Source organism: Paenibacillus sp. FSL H7-0940, assembly GCF_037979415.1.
Lineage (GTDB): Bacteria > Bacillota > Bacilli > Paenibacillales > Paenibacillaceae > Paenibacillus > Paenibacillus amylolyticus.
This window is the reverse complement of record NZ_CP150280.1, coordinates 4,751,249-4,769,202: the sequence shown is the minus strand read 5'-3', so window position 1 is coordinate 4,769,202 and position 17,954 is coordinate 4,751,249. Positions and strand designations below refer to the sequence as shown.

Genomic DNA, 17,954 nt, shown 5'->3' with positions numbered 1-17,954 from the left:
AGAAAGGTTATTTCAATATGTTGTACGTGAATTCATACCCAACCCGTGAATTCCAATATCGACGCTTTTGCAGACTGTGCTTCCGTATGAGCGCCTTTGCGCCAGGCTTTGGGCGATTCTCCCATCAGTTTGGCGAAGCAGCGGTTAAAGCTGGAGATGGATCGGAAGCCAACTTGCTCGGAGATGGACAGGATGGAGGCCTCCGTACTTTTTAATCGCTTGCATGCCTCTTCAATCCGGGTACTGTTCAGAAAATCAAGCGGCGTGGTTCCCATAATTTCATGGAACTTGCGTCGAAAATGCGTTGTACTCAGATGACACAGTTCAGCGAGGTAATCGATGGTCACAGGCATCATATAGTTTTTGGTGATAAACTCCAGCACGGGTGAGATAACCAAGTCACCTTGGAGGTCTCGTTCCCGTTCCTGATCCTGAGATGACAAGCGTTCGCTGCTCGCATGAATTCGAAGCAGTTCGATATATAGAGACATCAACAAGCCGTACGCGCTCTCCCGATAGTAGGGGGACTGCTGCTTCATTTCTTCAACGATTGAAGTTGCGAGCATATGAATTTTGGGATGCTGTTCCTTATTCAGAATGCAATTGGTTCCCTGAATCGCCCATAGATTCGGTTCAATGTGAGTTTGTGCTGTTTTGAGCGAGTGACGGAAGAGTTCTTCCGGTGAAAAAAAGATATAAGCCCACAGGCTGGCATTATTAGGTGAACTGTATGTGGTATGCGGAAGATAGCGGGGAATGAAGGTGACGTCGCCTGCCCGAAAAGGTACAGATTCCCCCTTAATCTCCATGATGCCTCCATCTGAATAACAGATGCCAATCTCCATGTGGTTATGGAAATGAAGATGCTCACTCTTGATATCGGATATTCTCCAGCGGTTTCCACTGAGTAACAGGACAGGAAAATCAATGGGCAGGCTGTAGTGGCGATATTCAATGACAGGTTTCTTCGGTTTGGGCATTTTCGAGGACTCCTATGTATAAATGATTGAAATTGCACAGTTTTGTTGCGAATATGCTTAGATTGAGACTATTTTACTGCGTACAATGGAATAAGTAAAGCGTTTACAAAAATGGACGGACACCTCTCAGGGCGCACTTGGGGGCGTGTACACAGGGAGAGGGGAATAACAATGCTTCAAGTGAAATATGACAGGGAACAGATTCTACACGTAATCGAGAACGTTACCAAGAAAACACTGGATATGGATCTGACATGGGATTGGCCCGGTGGAGTGGCTTATTATGGCGTATCCAGAGCCTATCAAACGACAGGCAATCAAGAGATTCTGGACAGGCTAGTGAAATGGGCGGACGAATATATCGAGCTGGGTCTGCCAAGTTGGACGGTAAATACATGTGCCATGGGTCATGTGCTCATCACTTTATATGAAGAAACTGGAGATCAGAAATATTGGGATATTGTCCTCAGCAAGGTCGATTATCTCCAGAATCATGCGCTTCGCTTTGGAGACAATGTGCTTCAGCATACGGTATCCGTTTCCAATGATTTTCCGGAACAGGCTTGGGCGGACACCTTGTTTATGGCGGCATTTTTCCTGCTTCGCGTAGGTAGCAAATTAAAAGATGAAGCCATGATCCAGGATGCGCTGAATCAGTATTACTGGCATATCAAATACCTGCAAGATCCGAGCAGCAGTCTGTGGTATCACGGTTATAACAATATCAACAAGGACCACATGTCCGGATTTTATTGGGGCAGAGCGAACGCTTGGGGAGCCTATACGATGTCTCAAGTGAAACCGCAATTGAACGACTGGTACTTGTATCCGCAATGTATGGATGTAGAGTGTGCCCTTCGTGATCAATTGGCGGCTCTCAAGCTGGTACAGACCGAGAATGGCTTGTGGCGTACGGTTCTGGATGACGAAGAATCGTATGAAGAGGTGTCAGCTTCCGCGGGTATTGCAGCAGCCATGATCAACAACGGCAATCCACTGCATACCAAATACGTGCAAAAGGCATTGGAAGGCATCCTGAACAACATTAGCGAAGATGGACGCGTGCTTGGTGTATCTGGAGGTACGGCGGTAATGAAGGATCGGGCTGGCTATCGCAATATTCCAAAAGACTGGATTCAGGGCTGGGGTCAGGGCCTGGCACTCGCTTTTCTGTCCGATATGTTGAGATAGGGAGGGAACCACATTGTCCAAACCAACCAAAGGCTCCTTTACACTACCGGGAGAATCCGGTTATGAAGCACTGACGCTTGAACTTGCCAACCGCTGGGGTGCCGATGTGATCCGTGACAGTGACGGTACAAAGTTGTCCGATGAGATTATCAATGCCGGATACGGCATCTATTCAACCATTTGCATTATTCGGGATCATAATGAGTGGGGATCCCGTAATCTGGATAAACTGCAGCAATGTTTTCTCATTACGAATCCGAAGGTTGCTGTGCAAGATTATGTATCCATCTATCTGATGGAGGACTTCTTTGCTGAACAATTCAGGGTGAATGATTCGAAAGAAGCGTTTAAATATTGGCAAGTTTATGATCGAACGACTGGGGAAGAGGTGCCTAGAGGACAGTGGAATTATGAAAGGGAATCTGGCAATGTTGTCATTACCGGCGTTGCTCCTTGGCATAAATACACCGTGAGTTTCATGGTTTATCGGATATGGGAAGAAATTTCCATGTACAATCACACGACGAATAATTGGGACAAAGAGCATCTGATGCAGATTGACCCGATCTATACAGACACCCAAACCTATTTGCTGGATTGGATGGAAAAGTGGTGCCAAGGCCACCCGGAAACAACGGTTGTACGTTTTACGTCCCTATTTTATAACTTCGCCTGGATCTGGGGCAGTGATGAGCGGAATCGTCATCTGTTCTCGGATTGGGGTTCATACGATTTCACGGTAAGTTCGAGAGCGCTGGATCTGTTTGCTCAAAAATATGGGTACTCACTCTCCGCCGAAGACTTTGTGAATGGCGGTAAATATCAGGTCACTCATATGCCTGCGGATCAGCGCAAACTGGACTGGATGGCATTTATCAATGATTTTGTCATTGAATTCGGTAAAAAGTTAATTGATATTGTACACAAACATGACAAGCTGGCGTATGTCTTCTATGATGACAGCTGGGTGGGCATGGAGCCGTATAATGATCGCTTTGAGGAATTTGGATTCGACGGCATGATCAAATGTGTGTTCTCCGGTTACGAGGCAAGAATGTGCTCCGGCGTTAAGGCTGATACCCATGAGATTCGCTTGCATCCTTACTTGTTCCCAGTTGGCTTAGGCGGGCTTCCTACCTTCAAAGAGGGAGGAGACCCTACCCTGGATGCGAAGAAATACTGGATTAATATCCGGCGTGCGCTGCTGCGTGAGTCGATAGACCGGATTGGACTGGGTGGATATTTGCATCTGGTTGAGCCTTACCCGGACTTTGTGGATTATATCGAGAAGATCGCCCATGAATTCAGGGAAATGAAAGAGCTGCATCAGGCTGGAAAACCATATCAGATCAAGACAAAGGTAGCCGTGCTGCATAGCTGGGGCAAGTTAAGATCGTGGACCTTGTCTGGTCATTTTCATGAGACACATATGCATGATCTGATTCATGTGAATGAGGCATTAGCCGGGTTGCCTGTTGACGTGCAGTTTATTGATTTTGATGATATTCGACAGGGGGCATTGAAGGATGTAGATGTCGTCATCAATGCCGGCTCTGCAGGTTCAGCATGGAGCGGTGGAGCGCATTGGAGTGACCACAAGTCTGTGGACTTATTGACACAATGGGTGTATGAGGGTGGTACCTTTATTGGCATTAACCAGCCTTCGGCAATGGACGGGTACGACAGCTATTTTAGAATGGCCCATGTGCTTGGGGTAGATGAGGATACAGGTGCAAGGGTTGTTCATGGAAAATGGTCGTATGAAGTTAATGATGAGTATGGTTTGGTGCCTGAGGGGGCCAGCATACTTCCGAAAGATAACATTTATCTTACTGATGGATCAGCAGCTGTAGTGAATGAAACGGATGGTCAGATCACACTGTCCACACATGCTTTTGGAAAAGGAAAAGGGATCTACCTGCCTTCCTTCGAATTCAGCTGGGAAAATACAAGACTACTTCTGAATTTGATTCGATTTGCGGGCAATGAATTCCATGAAACAAAGTACATCACGGATAACTTGTATACGGAGTGCGCCTATTACCCCGAGAGCAACATATTGGTTGTGATCAATAATAGCAATCAGGTTCAGTCCACGACGATCAATACAGAGCATGGAAAACAGACCGTGGAATTGGAGCCGTATGATACGGTGATCACCAAAATTGGTTTAACAAAATCGGTATCCCCATAGAATAATGACTCGATAGACCGTATTCCTTAACCAGGGAGCGGTCTATTTTAGTTATTAGGACGTGTCTGAAAACTCTGAAGAAAGCAGATTTTATCGTACGGATATTACTTTATAGTTTTAACACTATTTAGTAGAATATTTAAATAAGGATAGGGATCATGAGCCCTAATATATTATTGTTTTCATCTTTTTAAAGGAGAGAGTGCCCTAATGTACAGTTATAAATTGTTGGACAAAATAAGCATGGAGACACTTCACGAGGCGTTTGTGGATGCGTTCTCCGACTACCAGGTTAAAATGGATTTGCCTTTTTGGAAGTTTCAACAAATGCTCCAACGAAGGGGGTATCACCCCGAAATATCTATGGGAGCCTTTAAGGATGAGAGAATGGTTGGATTTGTTATCAATGGACTTCGAAGCTGGAATGGAAAGGAAACTGCATATGACCTTGGGACAGGCGTTATAAAAGATTGCAGACGGCAAGGCATTACAAGCAATCTGCTCTTGAATATTCAAAAGCTGTTAAAAGAAAAAAATGTAGAGCAATATTTGCTGGAAGTCATCCAATCCAACGAATCTGCAGTTCAGCTGTACAGTAAACAAAACTTCAAAATTCAAAGGGAATTTTCATGTTTCCAGTTGCAAAAAGATCAATTCATACCGCAAACGACCTGCACGGTGGAATGTGTGGAGAGAATCGATGTGGAGCAGTTTAAGGAATTTTGGGATGTGGAGCCCTCCTGGCAAAATTCAATTGATTCCATCTACGCTGTACCGGAGGCTTTTATCTATGTGGTAGCACGTCAGGATCACAGCATTGTTGGTTATGGCATTATAGATCAAAAAACAGGTGATATTCCCCAGCTTGCAGTGAACCAAAATTACCGGGGCAAAGGTATTGCAAGCAGCATCCTGACAGAGATGGTCCAACGCACAGAATCGCCTAGAATCAGTGTCCTCAATGTGGAGTCTCATCTGAAACCGATGCAAGATTTCCTCCTGGTCAAATCAGGTTTTGCATATCATGTGGGCCAGTACGAAATGCTCTTGAAATTATAACGAGATACCCGTTTCGACTTAAGATCAGATCGGGTTCATACGAAAATATGTGGGGTGTTAGTGTCTGTCTTGTTGGGCCAGTTGAACGGGAGGTTGATTAAAGGCTTCCCGGAAATCCTGGATTGCAGTATCCAACCCATCCTGTACTCGTTATAATAATGTTGATATATGACATGGTTAGAGGAGACAAAGACATAACATGAGCCGCAAGAAATACTGTAAGCGTATTCAGTTTCTGGATGATTGGAGTCTCAAAACCAAGTTGTACATATTGTTCATTTTTTGTGTGCTGGTCCCGGTCCTGGTCACAAATACCGTGTTTTACCAAAGTATCAAAGGTAACATTGAAGAGAAGGAGCATAGCCGATTCAATGAGATGCAGCAAAGGATCAAGTTCAACCTGCGGAACAGTATAGACAATAGCTTGTATGTGTCCAATTTTCTCTATACCGATGGAACGCTGAACCGGTTCATGGAGTTCAAGTATCGCGATCAGGAAGACTATTACTCTGCCTACTATGATATGCTTAGCAACAACAATCTGGTCAGGTACTACTACAGCTACCAGCAGGTGAATCAAATTACGTTTTATGTTGGCAATGATACATTCGTCAATGGAGGAAACTTCATTAAGCTGGATGATGAGGTGAAGAAAAGTGATTGGTATCAAGCGCTGATGAACACGAGCGACCATATCATGATCTATTCGTATTTTGACAAACAGCAGGCGGAGATGTCGCAAAGTCAGGGAGGACGCAAAGTAAGCATTATTCGCAAGCTGGATTACTTTGGGGAGCAACAGGTTGAAAAGGTGTTAAAGGTTGATCTGGACTACGCTTTCATCAACAAATCGCTTAAAAATGAGGGAGCAAATGGGAAGGTGTATGTCGTTTCGGATGGCAGGGTCATTTTCTCGAACGATTCAAAAATGAATCAGATGCGCAAGCCATTTAATCTGATTGCAAACAGTTCAATTGATCCTGTTCAATCCATGCAATCGATTCCCGTCGTATCCGAGGATTGGCAGATTGTCGTCAGCACGGAGAAATTGGACGTTCTGTCGGAGATTGTTAATTCCAAGCTTAATTTGACTTTACTAATCATTCTTAATCTGTTGGTGCCGACACTGCTAATCTGGTTGATATCCAGATCACTGGTCATCAGAGTTGATCGGATAGCGAAACACCTGGATCAAGTGAAGCATGAGAAATTTGAGGTGATATCGGGACCTGTGGGCAAAGACGAGATCGGCAGCCTGACCCATAGTTATAACATGATGGTCATCAAGATCAAGAACCTGATTGAGATTGTGTTTAAGGGCCAGGTGGAGCGGCAAGCCCTTGAGCTCTCCAAAAAGCAGGCGGAGCTGAAAGCCCTTCAGAGTCAGGTGAATCCCCATTTCATGTTCAACACGCTTGAAACGATCCGTATGCGGAGTTTGATCAAGGACGAGCTTGAAACCTCCGATGTCATTCATAAACTGGCACTGCTGTTACGTCAGACGATCAATTGGGGCGATGATCTGATTACAATTGCAGAGGAAATCAATTTTGTGGAGAGTTATCTGAGTATTCAGCAGTATCGCTTTGGTGAAAAGCTGCAATTTGCAATCCGGATCACAGACGAATCCATTGCTGCCATGATGATACCCAAGCTAACCGTTCTCACCTTTGTGGAGAATGCTTGTATCCATGGTATTGAGGGGACGTCGAATGATGGGGTCGTGGAGGTATTATTCGAAATTCGAAGTAATGAGCTGTACATTTCCATTCGAGATACCGGAGTCGGTATGGATCAGGACAAGCTGGCCTCGCTCCGCAAAATGATGCAAGACCCGAGTATGGATCGGATGAGCGAGCTTAGCAGCATTGGTATGATGAATGCATATATTCGGCTGCGGATGTATTTTGATGATTTCGTTCAGGTGCACATATTCAGTGAAAAGGGGAAGGGAACAACGATTGGCATTCAAATTCCTCTTATGCAGGCATCTCAAGAATAAGGAGCGAGGATATGATCAACGTGCTGATTGTGGACGATGAGCCATTTATTCGCCAAGGACTTCTATTGTTAATTGATTGGGAGTCTTACGGGTTTCAGATTTGCGGTCAGGCTTCCAATGGCATGCAGGCATTGGAGTGTATCCGCGCTATACAGCCCGATCTGGTGATTTCCGACATTAAGATGCCGGAAATGGACGGATTGCAGCTTGCCAAAACCTTGTACGAGCAATATAACGGTGACATCAAGCTGATTCTTCTAAGTGGATTCTATGAGTTCGGATATGCCAAGCAGGCGATTAAATACCAGGTGGATGACTACATTCTCAAGCCTATTGTGAAGACCGAACTGGTTCAGGTGCTTGAGGAGTTCAGGGTCGCATTTAATGCGCGGACGAAAGAGAAGCGATATCAGCAAAAAAAAGATCGGATTATTATGGCTCAGCATATGCAGTCAATCTTGCTTGGGGTGGCTGAGGAGGATGCTGTTACGAGTCTGCAGCCCCACTATCAAGATGTCGGCATACTGCGTTGCATCCTGATTGAGGCGGAAGCCGGTCCAGAACAGGGAACGGATTGGTGCGCTCGGGTTGAGGCATGGGTGGGCAAGCCTTTGCCGGGACAAATTTTGAAGCCGTTCACAGGTGATAAAAATGCGGTTCTGCTTATGGTTACGGACCTGATGGTGAACCGTGAGGCAGTGACCTTGGAGCAATATTTGACCCGATTACATGCCGATCTGAGCCATGGTCAAGAGGCGGCTATTGCTTGTTATGTCGGGAAGGAAGTACATGAGTTGGAGGCGCTGCACGAGTCTTATCAATCCTGCGGCATAATGAAAAGCTTACGTTTCTTCACCACTTGCAGGCCCATTTATTACTTCGAACTTATGGATACGACCTTATTTGTTAATCGGCCGGGACAGTTCGAAAAACAATTATTTGATGGGCTAGTCAAGTCTATTGAGGAACAGCAGACGGATGAGTTATACAGTCATGCAAAGGCCATTTTTCGATTTTTTCTGGATGAGCGAATCGAGCCTGGTATTGTCCGCATTCACTTGCATTATTTGGCATACACATTGCTGGATCTCGTGAATAACGATACGGTTACTCCAGATTCGGGGTTGATGGAATCGACTTTTCTGAAGGTGAACTACGCGATGTTATCCATGGAGGAAAACATTGAACATTTATGCGAATTCTCGCTCATGTGCGCAGAGAAACTGAAGGAGCAGCAAAAGTCAAATGCGATGGGCGTATTAGCCAAAATCGAGGCCTTCATTCACGAGCATTACAGAGAAAATATCAGCCTGAAATTGCTTGGGGAGCAGTTTTACATGAATAGTGCATATCTGGGTCAGATTTTCAAAAAGCATTTCTCGATCAGCTTCAGTGATTATTTGAATCAATTGCGTATTGAGGAAGCCGCCCGGCTGTTGCGCAGAACAGATCAAAGAGTATACGAAATCGCAACAATGGTGGGATATCGGGATTCCGATTACTTTATTAGCCGGTTCGAGAAACTCATGGGGGAGACTCCTGCACAATATCGTAAAAGTGCCCATGCTGCGTACTCTCTTGATTAACATCCTGCACTCCTTGACGGAGCGGCGGGATATTTTTTTTCGCAGATGCTGGAATTAGTGGGATTCCATCTATAGTTTATCCCGTTGAGAGGGGCATGGAAGCATGATAATTTTAAGTCAGCCTTTGGAAAGCGCTTTCCAAAAAGCTTCTGTCAATATAATCGATGGAGGGGTCATGATGAAAAAGGATGTTAGAAAAAGAATCAAGTATAGTGCTCTGCTCGCTTTAATACTGGTCATCGCACTCACTGGATGTACACCGGGATCGTCCTCGAAAGGGGAAAAGACAGCAGATGGAAGGGAATTGAAACAATTTTCCGCATTTTTTGCCGTACCGGGAAAAATTGCGCCTGACGATAATCGGGTGTTAAAGGCTATTGAGGAGAAAACAGGCGTCAGAGTCACGATGGACTGGCTTACGGGCCAAACGGCCAAAGAGCGGATTGGTGTACTTATTGCAGGCGGCGAATATCCCGATTTTATCGATGGGAGTGATGGTACTCAGCAACTGGTAGCAGCAGGCGCGTTAGTACCACTTGAGGATTACATCGATAAATATCCAAATATCAAAAATTACCTGGGCGAAGACTGGAAGAAGATGAAAAATACGACGGATGGACATATCTACTTCATTCCTCAATTCGGCAATATACAAGAAAAGTCAATGAAAGTATCTCATGACGGCGAAGCATTCTGGATTCAGAAGGCCGTACTGGAGTGGGATAATTATCCGACAATCAAAACGCTTGACCAATACTTCGACTTGATTGAACGATATAAAGCAGCTCACCCGACCGTTGATGGTCAGCCAACCATTGGATTTGAAATTATCTCCTATGACTGGCGTTATTTCGCACTGGAGAACCCTCCGCTCTTCATGGCTGGTTATCCTAACGAAGGCGCAGCCATCGTTGATAAAGAAACGCTGACGGCCAAAAACTATAATACCATTCCGGAAGCGAAGGCATATTTCAAGAAGATCAATGAGGTATATCATCAAGGTTTGGTCGATAACGAAACCTTTACAGCAAACTATGATCAATATATCTCCAAAATTTCAACCGGACGTGTGCTGGGCATGGTGGATCAAGGATGGCAGTTCCTTGACGCCGAGGCATCACTCGTGAAGCAAAAATTGTATGACAAAACCTATGTACCATTGTCCATTACACTCTCCGAGGATGTTAAAGGGCGCTATCAGAACAATCCAATCCTTAACGTGAATGGCGGCTTGGCCATTACAAAGAGCTGCGAGGATATCGAGGGAGCACTTCAATATATTAATGATTTGCTGGACCCTGATATGGAAGTATTGAGAACTTGGGGACAGGAAGGCGTGGATTACCAAGTCGATGACAAAGGTGTGTTCTCCAGGAATGAAGAGCAACGTGCGAATTCCAAAGATCCGGACTGGGTGCTGGCAAACACGGGAAGCCCGTTGGTCTATTTCCCGCATCATGAAGGCATGACCGCTGACGGGAAGAATGCCCTTGACCCTAAGGAGCAGCCGGAGGAGTACCTTGCCACATTGAATGACATCGACAAAAAAGTGCTGAAGGCTTATGGATATACGAAGTTTACCGACTTCCTTGAACCCGCGGAGGAAAATGAACCGTGGTTCCCAATCTATACCTATAATTTTGAACCGAATAAACCGGAGACCATCGCCAGACAGAAAATGGACGATGTAAAACGCAAATGGCTACCCAAAATGATTATGACCTCACCAGCCGAATTTGATAAGGCTTGGGAAGAATATCAAGCCACGCTCAAGGAAAGTGCAGATATTAAAGCGTATGAAGATGCGCTGACGGAAGAAGTCCGCAGACGTATGGAACTGTGGGGATAAAGGCCTGTCACAGAAAGGCTATGGGGAACCCCGTAGCCTTTCTTACACGCTAGATTGGATAGGAATGGAATCGATTCACCCAGACTGGGTGATATAGATAAACTCGTAAGCAAGGAGAGAAAAAACATGGCCAAAAAGGAGTTGCAGCCTTCGTTAAAAACCAGCCATATCCCAGCGGGAACAAGCTGGATCGGGTACAACCTGTCCAGAATGAAAAGTCAGCGACAATTAATGTGGATGTCATTTCCGTTTATTGCGTTTATCGCTATTTTTGCGTATGGACCATTATGGGGCTGGTTGATGGCGTTTCAGAATTATAGACCTGGCATTGGTTTTATGGAGCAGGATTGGGTTGGAGTGGATCATTTTCGAACGTTATTCACGGACCCTACATTTTTACGTGTCATTCGCAATACGCTGGCGATGAGCCTGATCAGTCTGTTTCTGGGATTTGTCGGCTCGATTGGTCTGGCGCTCTTATTGAATGAACTGCGAATGGTATTGTTCAAACGTGTGGTACAGACGGTTTCCTACCTTCCGCATTTCCTGTCATGGATCATCGTAACAGGTATTGTTGCGAATGTATTATCAACGGAAACAGGAATAGTGAATGTGCTGTTGACAAAATTGGGCCTGATTGATGCACCGATCAATTTTTTTGCCGAACCCAAATACTTCTGGGGGATTGTAGGTCTGTCCAGCATGTGGAAGGAAATTGGCTGGGGCACGATTATTTATCTGGCGGCCATGGCGTCGATTAATCCGAGCTTGTACGAGGCAGCTTCCATCGACGGAGCCGGACGGTTTCGTAAAATGTTCAATGTCACACTTCCAAGCATCAAACCAACGATTATTATCCTGCTTATCATCAACGTTGGTAACGTACTGAACGCGGGTTTTGAGATTCAATACTTGTTGGGGAACGGACTTGTGCAGGATGTATCCGAGACGATCGACATTTTTGTTTTGAAATACGGGATTAATCTCGGCAACTACTCACTTGCCACCGCAGCAGGCATTTTCAAAAGTGTGGTCAGTCTGGTGCTCATATTTATCGCCAACGGGATTGCCAAGTCTCTTGGTGAAGAGCGATTGATATGATAAGGGGGCAGAGCTGTGAAACGATTTAGTAGAAAACGAAGCTTGGGAGACTCTATTTTTTCCATCACCAATGGCATATTTATGTTGCTTGTCATGGTTGTTACGTTATATCCTTTTTTAAACACCATTGCCGTATCTTTCAATAACGGGCTGGATACGATCCGCGGGGGGATCTATCTCTGGCCGAGGGAATGGACGCTGCAAAATTACGTTTCCGTATTCCAAAACCCGAATCTGACACAAGCCGCATTTGTTTCGGTCGCCAGAACCGTGGTGGGAACGGTTGTACAGCTGTTCTGTACAGCCATGCTGGCCTATGTACTGAGCCGCAAGGAGTATATGTTTAACAAATTGGTCACAACGCTGTTTGTCATGACGATGTATTTCAGCGGCGGCTTAATTCCGGGATACATGCTGATCAAACAAGTGGGGCTGCTGAACAGCTTCTGGGTATACATTATTCCCGGGTTGATCGGGGTGTTCAACATGATCGTCATTCGTACCTACATTCAGGGACTGTCGGAGGGATTGATTGAATCCGCGAAGATGGATGGAGCCGGAGATTTTCGGATTTTCATGCGTATCGTGCTTCCCCTATCCAAACCGGTTCTGGCTACGGTTGCACTGTTTATTGCTGTAGGTCAGTGGAACTCCTGGTTTGACTCCATGTTGTACACGGCGGGAAATCGGAATTTGACCACCTTGCAGTATGAGCTGATGAAATTGTTATCCTCTGCGACCTCACAGGGGGGGACCGTCAACGTGGATTCATTCAAAAATGTAACCAACATGGTGACGCCTGTATCCATTCGGGCAGCAATCACGGTTGTGACGGCAATGCCGATTGTTTTACTGTATCCGTTCTTGCAAAAATACTTTGTGACTGGACTAACCATTGGAGGGGTAAAAGAATGAAGAATGCAACTCAAAGCGAACAATGCACGTTTAACAATCCGATTATGCCCGGGTTTTATCCAGATCCGTCCGTATGCCGGGTGGGTGAAGATTTTTATCTGGTGACATCAACATTTGCCTATTTTCCTGGCGTTCCGATCTTTCAGAGCCGTGATCTAGTGAATTGGAAACAGATTGGAAATGTGCTGGACCGCCCTTCACAGTTAAATCTTCAGGGAGCAGGCCATTCACAGGGGATATTCGCACCAACGCTCCGGTATCATGAAGGCACCTTCTATATGATTACAACCAATGTATCACATGGCGGCAATTTTGTTGTAACCGCTACCGACCCGGCTGGGCCATGGTCTGATCCTTATTTTATTGAAGGCGCAGAAGGCATAGACCCTACAATTTTCTTCGATGATGGCAAAGCGTATTACCTTGGTACACGTCCTTGCTCCGAGGGAGTTCGTTACAATGGGAACTGGGAAGTGTGGCTGCGGGAGTTGGATCTGGGCAGTATGAAGCTGGTGGGAGACAGTTACGTTCTGTGGCGTGGGGCGATGGTGGATGTCATATGGCCGGAAGGCCCGCACCTGTATAAGATCGATGAATATTACTATTTATTGATTGCAGAGGGAGGCACAGGGCCAAACCATGCGGTGACCATTGCTCGTAGTAAAAATTTGACTGAAGGATACGTCGGGAATCCGAATAATCCAATCATTACACATCGCCATTTGGGTAAACGTTACCCTGTTGTTAATGTAGGACATGCCGACTTGGTGCAGGCTGCGAACGGTCAATGGTTCATGGTCATGCTTGCTTCGCGTCCATATGGAGGGAGCTTTAGCAATCTGGGGCGGGAGACGTTCCTTGCTTCTGTCGTTTGGGAGGACGGATGGCCTGTTGTTAATGAGGGCCGCGGAATCCTGGAGGAGCAGGGCACGTTGGATTTGAAGCCTGTTCCGGTAGAGCCGCAACTGCGTTTTGACCATTTTGACAGTGATAAACTGGGCTTGCAATGGATGTTCCTGCGCAATCCTCAGGAGGATCTCTATTCATTAACCGAACGAAAAGGATACTTGCGACTGAAGCTGAAACCGCAAACATTGAAGGAAAAAGAAAATTCCAGTTTTGTTTGTCTGCGTCAAAGGCATATGGATTATGTCGCAGCTACAGCGATGGAATTTGTGCCCGGGAATGCCAACGAAACGGCTGGTCTTGTCGTCATTCAGAACGATCTGTATCACGTACGGATTGAGCGTGCTCTGGCGGATAAACAGCAGGTGCTGCGTGTGGTGACCGTTATAGATGGTCAGGATAGCCACATTGCGCAAATCGCGCTGGAGGGTGATGTATCGCGGGTGTATATCAAACTGGCCGCAACAGGTCAGCAACTAAACTTCTATTACAGCACAGATGGAAGTCAGTATCATCTGGTGGCGGAACAGGTGGATACAAGCAGCCTGAGCACCGAAGTAGCTGGCGGCTTTGTTGGCTGTTGTATCGGAATGTTTAGCAGTAGCAACGGTACTTCTTCCGATCAGGTAGCGGACTTTGACTGGTTTGAATATGGTTCATATAAATAATATTTAGATGACAGAATAACAGCAAGAAAGCTCAATCCGGTGGCGGTAGTCCAGGGATTGAGCTTTTTTTCGTTCTTTTTGCGAAAGGGCTATGGGGAGGCATTACAGTCTATTGTCTAGCTTCATGTGCTGAGCTTTTTATGATGTTAACTATTTTACGCTGCGCATCCCTGGCTTCCGGAATCGGATAGAGGACAAAGACATGGTTCATTTTGGGGTAAACGTACGTTTGATGATCGATTCTTTGATCCGTCAGCAGTTTGTCGAGCTTCATATTATCAGGAAACAAACCCTCGTGAGTCCCGATAAAGATGCTGATTTTGCCCAGACCGGCGAAATCTCCGTAGATTGGACTGATTAACGGATCGTTCAAAGGTTTGTCACCTGCCCAGATCCGCCGGATGACATCATACCCTTCGACAGCGAGCATAGGGTCGCGGGTCTCGTAATCGAATATGACCGGATTGTCCAGCACCATATCCACACAAGGTGATAACAAGATGATATCTTTGGGCTGCGGGAGATCATGCATCTTCAGATAATGGGCCAAGGCTAGGGATATGTTCCCGCCTGCAGAATCCCCCATAATGGTGAGTTGTGCCGGGTCGTCCACGGAGGCAAGCAGATCCCGATATAGATTGAGCAGTTTCGGATACGTGTGCTGATAGTTAAAATGTGGAACCTTTGGATAGATGGGAGCAACAACTTTGGCATTCAGAGCCTGAGCCATACGGTCCATGAATTTCCAGTGTAAAGACAGCGGCTGGTGTGTATGCGCCCCGCCATGAATGTAGAGAATGACCCTCTGTTCACGGGAATGCTGATCGTTTAAGGTGAACACCTGCATGTCTTCATGGGAGCGCTCTTTGATGGAAGATGACAGTTTTGTTTTACCCAAGATATAAGGTTTAATGTTTTCCAAGCCCATATGATCCAGGTGTTTGCGGGTAAGCTCGCGTGTTGAAAAAATTTTCTTGGTATCTAACGTTCCGATATATTTCTCGAATAGAAAGCTCGTCAACGAGCGTTTGTGATTATGGATATACATGTTCATTGAGGAATCACCCTTCCTGATGGAGTTCAGATATACGGTCTGTGGAGACTATAAGTAAAGTATAAAGGTTGAAGTATACTTCAAGGTCAATCTTAATTTTTCTATCAAACCGTTATGGTTAGAGTAAAGCATGGTACCCGTTCTATGTTATGATATTTGCATCTTCAAAAGTTCGATTGAAGGGGCATAGCGTATGAATCAGAGCATACAACAGTTTAAAGCGGATTTTTTCAAAGCGTTGGCACACCCGATGCGGATTCAGATTTTGGAGCTGCTGAGTGAAGGAGCCAAGAACGTGAATGAACTGCAAAGCATTCTGGGATCGGAAGGCTCTGCTGTTTCACAGCAACTGGCTGTATTGCGTAGCAAAAACGTTGTCCACGGAATCAAAGAAGGGACAACCGTCACCTATTCGCTGCGTGATCCGCTGATTAAGGACCTGTTGGCAGTCACCAAACAGATTTTTGACAATCATCTGGTTGATGCCATTTCCATGCTGGAAGATATTCGTAAAGAGTCCTGACACAATAAACAAGAGCAACTGGGTGTAAGCTCCGGAGGTTCTTGTTTTTTTGTGTTAGGTTCCTGCTGGGATTGTGCGTAATCCGATTGACAGGACGTATGCAGGGGAGTAGTCTTTTAAATATATTCAAATATTCAAATATATGAAGAAAAGAAGGTTTTGGTACATGAAATGGATGGGGAGATATGCAGGGTACAATGCTGCCGCTTTTCGCAAGGATCTGTTATCAGGACTGATTGTAGGTATCATTGCGATTCCACTCGGTATGGCCTTTGCCATCGCTTCCGGGGTCAAACCGGAGTATGGATTATATACCACAGTAATCGCAGGGATTCTCATTTCCTTGCTGGGTGGGTCCAAGTTCCAGATTGGCGGGCCAACGGGGGCATTCATTCCGATCCTATTTGCCATTGTGATGCAGTATGGATATGAGAATCTGCTGATCGCCGGAATGATGGCCGGTTTGATGCTTGTACTAATGGGCGTATTCAAGCTCGGGGCATTAATTAAGTTTATTCCAAAGCCGGTGACTATCGGTTTTACGGCAGGGATCGCCGTCATTATTTTTAGCGGACAAATTACGAACTTTCTGGGACTTCGAGGCATCGAGAAACACGAGGATTTCTGGTCCAATATGAAAGAAATCGGGATGCATATCTCGACGATTAATATATACAGTGTGCTTACAGCTGGAATCTGTCTGGCTGTTCTTCTGCTTGTGCCCAAGTTTGCACCAAAGGTGCCTGCATCACTGGTGGGGCTGGTTCTTTCGACGGTAGTCGCGGCGTTCTTTTTTGAAGGGCAGGTGGCTACAATTGGTTCGTCCTTTGGCGCCATACCTAACTCTTTGCCTCAGTTTCATGTGCCAGAGATCACTTGGGAGCGTATTGTGAACCTGCTGCAACCCGCTTTTGTCATCGCCATGCTGGGTGGAATTGAATCACTGCTATCCGCAGTGGTTGCCGATGGCATGACCGGAAGTCGGCATAACAGCAATCGAGAGTTGATTGGGCAGGGGATTGCTAATATGGTGACGCCGTTGTTTGGTGGTATTCCTGCAACAGGAGCGATTGCACGCACAGCAACAAATATCAAATCCGGCGCAGTATCGCCATGGTCTGGCGTGATTCACGGTGTGGTGGTTTTGCTGGTTCTTGTTCTCTTTGCGCCATATGCATCGCACATTCCTCTTGCCAGTATGGCTCCCGTTCTCATGCTGGTTGCCTGGAATATGAGTGAACGAAGATCCTTCGTACATGTCATGAAAACCAAAACGAGTGATTCACTCGTTCTGCTGATTACCTTTTTGCTGACCGTATTTACAAGTTTAACAACGGCTGTAGAGGTTGGGTTGATTCTGGCGGTCCTTTTATTTGTTAAACGGATGAGTGAGATGTTGAAGGTTGCCAAAGTACTACCCGATCCCGATCATAAACATGAGAAAGTCATGGCCCACATGGTTCGGGAAGGACATGACTGTCCGCAAATAAGCCTGTATACAATTGAAGGGCCACTTTTTTTCGGCGCAGCGGATATGTTCGAGAAGTCGGTCATGGATTCGATTCATCGGCGACCAGGCACTCTGCTGTTGCGCATGGGCAAGGTGCCTTTTATGGATACAACAGGTGAATCCAATCTGGCCCGTGTTGTCAAACATATGGAGAGATCCGGGGGCAGGATTTTACTTTCAGGCATTCAGGCGCAACCGTTGGAGATGTTGAAGAGAACAGGTTTGATTGAACGAATTGGTTCGGATCATATGTTTGAGCACACGGGTGAAGCCATCAATTATGCATTAGTGCATCTGGATGTTCAGAAATGTAGGGGGTGCAAACACTTTGCCTTTCGTGAATGTGCTGCATTATCGAGAGATGGAACTATAGGAGTCTAAAGAATATTACTCATCAAAATATATATTCTGGAAAA

Annotated in this window: 13 protein-coding genes; 11 read left to right on the top strand and 2 right to left on the bottom strand. The window is 45.8% G+C overall.

Translation table 11 applies throughout. The features are described from left to right. Positions 1–32 precede the first annotated feature (32 nt). Positions 33–980 carry an AraC family transcriptional regulator gene (locus MHB71_RS21015; protein ID WP_340027563.1) on the bottom strand — a complete coding sequence of 316 codons (948 nt, stop codon included), beginning with the start codon at positions 978–980 and terminating at the stop codon, positions 33–35. Positions 981–1,151: 171 nt separating this feature from the next. Between MHB71_RS21015 and MHB71_RS21010 the strand changes: the two genes are divergently transcribed. The 9 genes from MHB71_RS21010 to MHB71_RS20970 all read left to right on the top strand — a co-directional run bounded on the left by MHB71_RS21010 (position 1,152) and on the right by MHB71_RS20970 (position 14,451). Then, positions 1,152–2,171, top strand: a complete 1,020-nt coding sequence (locus MHB71_RS21010) for a glycoside hydrolase family 88 protein (protein ID WP_340027562.1) — start codon at positions 1,152–1,154, stop codon at positions 2,169–2,171. Between the two features lie 13 nt (positions 2,172–2,184). Continuing rightward, a complete protein-coding gene (gene gnpA, locus MHB71_RS21005) occupies positions 2,185–4,365 on the top strand; it encodes a 1,3-beta-galactosyl-N-acetylhexosamine phosphorylase (RefSeq protein WP_340027560.1) in 2,181 nt (726 codons plus the stop codon). A gap of 210 nt (positions 4,366–4,575) precedes the next feature. Beyond that, positions 4,576–5,424, top strand: a complete 849-nt coding sequence (locus MHB71_RS21000) for a GNAT family N-acetyltransferase (protein WP_340027558.1) — start codon at positions 4,576–4,578, stop codon at positions 5,422–5,424. 199 nt (positions 5,425–5,623) lie between these two features. Further along, a complete protein-coding gene (locus tag MHB71_RS20995; RefSeq protein WP_340019258.1) occupies positions 5,624–7,426 on the top strand; it encodes a sensor histidine kinase in 1,803 nt (600 codons plus the stop codon). Positions 7,427–7,437: 11 nt separating this feature from the next. Continuing rightward, positions 7,438–9,012: a response regulator gene (locus MHB71_RS20990; protein ID WP_340027556.1), complete on the top strand. Its 1,575-nt coding sequence runs from the start codon at positions 7,438–7,440 to the stop codon at positions 9,010–9,012. Between the two features lie 175 nt (positions 9,013–9,187). Next, positions 9,188–10,861 carry an extracellular solute-binding protein gene (locus MHB71_RS20985; RefSeq protein ID WP_340027555.1) on the top strand — a complete coding sequence of 558 codons (1,674 nt, stop codon included), beginning with the start codon at positions 9,188–9,190 and terminating at the stop codon, positions 10,859–10,861. Positions 10,862–10,987: 126 nt separating this feature from the next. Further along, on the top strand, positions 10,988–11,962 hold the full coding sequence (locus MHB71_RS20980; RefSeq protein WP_036606005.1) for an ABC transporter permease subunit: 975 nt from the start codon (positions 10,988–10,990) through the stop codon (positions 11,960–11,962). A gap of 81 nt (positions 11,963–12,043) precedes the next feature. Then, positions 12,044–12,877 carry a carbohydrate ABC transporter permease gene (locus MHB71_RS20975; protein WP_081745822.1) on the top strand — a complete coding sequence of 278 codons (834 nt, stop codon included), beginning with the start codon at positions 12,044–12,046 and terminating at the stop codon, positions 12,875–12,877. After that, positions 12,874–14,451 carry a glycoside hydrolase family 43 protein gene (locus tag MHB71_RS20970; protein WP_340027553.1) on the top strand — a complete coding sequence of 526 codons (1,578 nt, stop codon included), beginning with the start codon at positions 12,874–12,876 and terminating at the stop codon, positions 14,449–14,451. The genes MHB71_RS20975 and MHB71_RS20970 overlap by 4 nt, the downstream gene beginning before the upstream one ends. A 109-nt stretch (positions 14,452–14,560) precedes the next feature. Here MHB71_RS20970 and MHB71_RS20965 read toward each other — a convergent pair whose 3' ends face one another. Continuing rightward, entirely contained in the window at positions 14,561–15,505 is a 945-nt protein-coding gene (locus tag MHB71_RS20965; RefSeq protein ID WP_340027552.1) for an alpha/beta hydrolase, read from the bottom strand. 193 nt (positions 15,506–15,698) lie between these two features. Between MHB71_RS20965 and MHB71_RS20960 the strand changes: the two genes are divergently transcribed. Further along, complete coding sequence (locus MHB71_RS20960; protein ID WP_017690603.1) at positions 15,699–16,028, top strand: metalloregulator ArsR/SmtB family transcription factor; 330 nt, start codon at positions 15,699–15,701, stop codon at positions 16,026–16,028. Between the two features lie 166 nt (positions 16,029–16,194). After that, positions 16,195–17,919 carry a sulfate permease gene (gene sulP, locus MHB71_RS20955; protein ID WP_340027551.1) on the top strand — a complete coding sequence of 575 codons (1,725 nt, stop codon included), beginning with the start codon at positions 16,195–16,197 and terminating at the stop codon, positions 17,917–17,919. Positions 17,920–17,954 lie beyond the last annotated feature (35 nt).